Origin of the sequence: Klebsiella pneumoniae subsp. pneumoniae HS11286 (assembly GCF_000240185.1) — a bacterium.
Lineage (GTDB): Bacteria > Pseudomonadota > Gammaproteobacteria > Enterobacterales > Enterobacteriaceae > Klebsiella > Klebsiella pneumoniae.
The window spans coordinates 1-3353 of sequence record NC_016847.1; the positions used below are offsets into that span (position 1 = coordinate 1).

The following is a 3353-nucleotide window of genomic DNA, read 5'->3' on the forward strand; positions in this document are numbered from 1 at the left end:
CCATTGTTGTAAATAAGGAATCTGCAAAATTTTAATTTTGCGTGGGGTGTGGGTATTTTTAGTGGTGAGGAGCGTTCAGAGATCTGGCGATTTTTGGGAAGGTTCAGGAACTCCCCGGGATCGCCGGAGAGCAAAACTGAAACATGGCAGGATCAGGATTTTTTCCAGAATTTCCACCACGGAGAATGAGCCGGTGAAGAGGGGTCGTGCTTGTGCTCCAAAAGCTGCATAGCCTGGCGAAGGGAATCAATATGCTCATCGCGTGCTTTAACAGCCCCTTTAAGACCATCGTTTTCAGCTTCAAGTAAAGCGATTCTATGTTGTAAATCATGTAAACCAATGGTGTTAACCTCTGTAGAAATTGCGTCACTTTTTACATCATATTTTACAGTATCAGTTACACCATCAAGAGAACCAAACACCCTAATAAGCTCGGATACATCAATAACTTTAATATCCTTCCCGTGCTTTACAACAGAGGTATAACTTAACTTCCCGCTGTTAATCATCTTGTAAATAGTGGGACGACTAACCTTAACAAGCCGTGCAGCTTCACTAATAGACACTCTGGCCATCAGTTACCATCCTGTAATGAATCCAGTCTCGAGGAGAGTGTACGGAAAAGATGCTCTGCATCATCGTGGAGTTTCTCACAAAGGTCGGCCTCAGCATCAAGATCAAGCTCGTTAAGCTTCTCCAGCAGGAGCAGAGACTGATTCTGGATGAATTTAGCCATGTTCAGCGCCGTTTTCTGTTGTTTCGTCATAAAGGGCCTCAGAGCGTCAGTGCTCAGTGTAAAACCTGTCTCTTTTCCGCTTCCTCGCTCACTCAGTCGCTACGCTCCGGTCGTTCGACTGCGGCGAGCGGCAGGAGCATGCATAGAAAAGCTCGAGAAAACCGAGCGGTCAAAGGAGGAAAAAAAGGAAAGGCCACGGCGTTGCCGTTTTTCCATAGGCTCCGCCCCCCTGACAAGCATCGCAGAAACGGACGCTCAAATCAGTGGTGGCGAAACCCGACAGGACTATAAAGATACCAGGCGTTTCCCCCTGGCGGCTCCCTCGTGCGCTCTCCTGTTCCTGCCTTTCGGTTTGCCGGTGTCATTCCGCTGTTATGGCCGCGGTTTCTCATTCCACGCCTGACACTCAGTTCCGGGTAGGCAGTTCGCTCCAAGCTGGACTGTATGCACGAACCCCCCGTTCAGTCCGACTGCTGCGCCTTTTCCGGTAACTTTCAACTTGATTCCAAACCGAAAAGACACGACAAAGCGCCACTGGCAGCAGCCATTGGTAACGGTGTCGCAGAGCAGAGTTAACGAGAGTTCTTGAAGTGGCTGCCTAAAAACGGCTACACTGGAAGGACAGTATTTGGTACCTGTGCTCTGCGAAAGCCAGTTACCTCGGTCAAAAGAGTTGGTAGCTCTGAAGACCTTGAAAAACCACCGTTGGTAGCGGTGGTTTTTCTCTATCTGGAGGTTACTACCTCCTCTTTATTCCCGTCAAGCTCATGAATCCAGAACTTCCCCTTCGGAAAGTTCAGCATCCTTGAAGATCTTTTCAACAATACGAAGTATTTTGTATGCCTCTGATTTGCCGAAATTTTTATCTATATGATAGTCAGCTCGAACTCTCGTCTTCCTTGTGGAAATCATCTTCTGAGCTAAATCCATAAGTTTTGGGTCGCCAGAATTAAGAAGCTTTCGAATCACTTTTTCATGTGACGAAACATCTTCGTAGCTGCCAGGCAACTTGTCAGCAATACTCTTCAAATAATGATACAACGCATAATAAGCGGAACGAGCGCAAGTCCTATACTCTACCTCTTCACTCAGGCAGATATAACCAGCCGCATCAAATTTTGAATAAGAGCCTCTCGCAAAATCTAGCATTTCCTTTGAAGAGATCATGACAAATCTCCCAATTCAAAATTAAATGAAATTTTTGTTTTTATAATTGGATCATATTTTATTCTAGATATTTCATATGTAAACTCATCTTCGATATCAATAAGCATATCCATGTCAATTTCATCACCTCTCAATATAAAGCTGAAAGCTAAAAACTCGTAACCCTCATCATTGAAGACGTGATGTGAATAACCATAAGTTCCGTCAATTTCTTTGGTTTTTATAAGAGACTTCCTTGAAAAAACATCAAAGCAATCAAGCATATAATTAGACATTTCTTTTTTTATGCTTTCATGATTCAAAAAGAAGGAGTTTATTTCACTTATATGATTTAAAAAATCCACAGAACTTTCATCATGAAAAGCATTTGCGTAAGATGTGGTGAATTTATCAACCATCTCTTTATCAACACAAAAAGCAGACGCCTTTATTGCTGACTCTAAAAAATCTCTTATATTATAATCAAGGTCAAGATCTTTTACATATTTATAGATCTCTCTATATCTCATTGCATTATTTAATGCGTAAATGATATTAAAGAAAGAATCCTCGCAATCTGAAGAGAAAACGTTAGAAACACTAACCAATAGATTATCTATATCTGCGATCTGTGCGTAATAGCAAGCAGAGATTTCATCGTAAGATGAACTTCTTGCCCTTCTTAAAGAGTCCAAGCAATTTATAATTCGTACATTCTCAAATTCTGATACGTTTCTTTTTTCAACTATAACTCTATTCAAAATATCCAAAGCTTCATCTTCTGCTTTTTTAGGAGATATAGATACCATGAAATTCACTCTTTTAATTTACTTTTAAATCAGGATAGCATTTTATCGGTACAAAAAAAATTATCTTTAATACAACCTATTTACCATAACATCCGTTGCGTGCACCGCCTCAGAGGCCCTCAGCGCGTTTCTGACGGGAAACCGGTAAAACAGGCAACAAACCACCCGAAAACCCGCCAGAAACGCGCAGGCTCTGTTTTTACGGCATGCATGAGTATGCGCGCAAGTGCATAGCGCGGAAATTCACACCATTCAGCCAGGGGAAGTCCTGTTTCCGGCGTTCTTCTCCTCCGAAAACGGTGAACGGGGACGCAATTTATTGCGTGGCCGTGAAGCGTTGCCGGCGCAGCCGGAAAACCGGTTTTCAGCACGTTCAGGAATCGGGTTCGTCGACGGCCGGCAATCACGTTATGGCAAGTCACCGGACGACTTAGCACACGATTCACCGGCGATTCGAATCGTGAATTGAATCAAGAGTCACCATGAACAAAAAACACCCAAAGTGATGAATTGAATCAAGAGTCGATTCATCATAACAATATGATAATAAAGCGTGATTCACATATGAATCGTGGGCAATTCGTCAGCGATTCGCCATAGAGTCGTCCACGACTTGGATCTGCACTTTGTAACACATCACCGCACATTTATTTTTCATTAAA

Annotated in this window: 5 protein-coding genes; 1 reads left to right on the forward strand and 4 read right to left on the reverse strand. The window is 42.8% G+C overall.

Annotated elements, in window-relative coordinates; genetic code table 11:
* Positions 1-152: 152 nt before the first annotated feature.
* Both KPHS_p500010 and KPHS_p500020 read right to left on the reverse strand, forming a co-directional pair.
* Entirely contained in the window at positions 153-575 is a 423-nt protein-coding gene (locus tag KPHS_p500010) for a hypothetical protein (protein YP_005229777.1), read from the reverse strand.
* A complete protein-coding gene (locus KPHS_p500020) occupies positions 575-736 on the reverse strand; it encodes an RNA one modulator-like protein (RefSeq protein YP_005229778.1) in 162 nt (53 codons plus the stop codon). Before KPHS_p500020 ends, KPHS_p500010 begins: the two co-directional genes overlap by 1 nt.
* Between KPHS_p500020 and KPHS_p500030 the strand changes: the two genes are divergently transcribed.
* Complete coding sequence (locus KPHS_p500030) at positions 723-1139, forward strand: putative plasmid replication initiation protein (protein ID YP_005229779.1); 417 nt, start codon at positions 723-725, stop codon at positions 1137-1139. The two genes, KPHS_p500020 and KPHS_p500030, sit on opposite strands and share 14 nt — an antisense overlap.
* Positions 1140-1501: 362 nt before the next feature.
* On the opposite strand, the gene KPHS_p500040 is transcribed toward KPHS_p500030, so the two are convergent.
* Positions 1502-1903 (reverse strand): bacteriophage protein, encoded by a 402-nt coding sequence (locus KPHS_p500040; protein YP_005229780.1) that lies wholly within the window; start codon positions 1901-1903, stop codon positions 1502-1504.
* Entirely contained in the window at positions 1900-2691 is a 792-nt protein-coding gene (locus KPHS_p500050) for a hypothetical protein (RefSeq protein ID YP_005229781.1), read from the reverse strand. Before KPHS_p500050 ends, KPHS_p500040 begins: the two co-directional genes overlap by 4 nt.
* Between the last annotated feature and the right edge of the window lie 662 nt (positions 2692-3353).

Coding starts and splice junctions, on each gene's coding strand:
- KPHS_p500010 (YP_005229777.1), bottom strand. CDS start 575: ATGGCCAGAGTGTCTATTAGTGAAGCTGCACGGCTTGTTAAGGTTAGT.
- KPHS_p500030 (YP_005229779.1), top strand. CDS start 723: ATGAATTTAGCCATGTTCAGCGCCGTTTTCTGTTGTTTCGTCATAAAG.
- KPHS_p500020 (YP_005229778.1), bottom strand. CDS start 736: ATGGCTAAATTCATCCAGAATCAGTCTCTGCTCCTGCTGGAGAAGCTT.
- KPHS_p500040 (YP_005229780.1), bottom strand. CDS start 1,903: ATGATCTCTTCAAAGGAAATGCTAGATTTTGCGAGAGGCTCTTATTCA.
- KPHS_p500050 (YP_005229781.1), bottom strand. CDS start 2,691: ATGGTATCTATATCTCCTAAAAAAGCAGAAGATGAAGCTTTGGATATT.